The sequence below is a fragment of the Staphylococcus sp. HMSC62A08 genome (assembly GCF_001839105.1).
Taxonomy (GTDB): Bacteria; Bacillota; Bacilli; order Staphylococcales; family Staphylococcaceae; genus Staphylococcus; species Staphylococcus caprae.
Window position 1 is genome coordinate 1 of the sequence record NZ_KV840061.1, and the last position, 223, is coordinate 223.

General features: G+C 40.4%; 1 protein-coding gene. It reads left to right on the forward strand.

The window, feature by feature from the left end:
- On the forward strand, nucleotides 1–223 hold a 223-nt coding region (locus tag HMPREF3264_RS13050; protein ID WP_256324000.1), incomplete at both ends, for a putative Ig domain-containing protein.

Below are 223 nucleotides of genomic sequence, written 5' to 3' on the forward strand. Positions count from 1 at the left end.
GTAAGTGGTCTACCGTCTGGAGTAAGTTTCAATAGTGAGACAAACACAATTAGTGGCACACCAACGAAAGTGGGCAACTATCCAATCACAGTAACGACGACTGACGCATCAGGGAATAAGACAGAAACAAAATTCACAATCGAAGTTGTAGATAAAACAGCACCGACGGTTACTTCTATTGCGAATCAAACAAAAGAAGTGAATACGCCGATTGATTCAATAA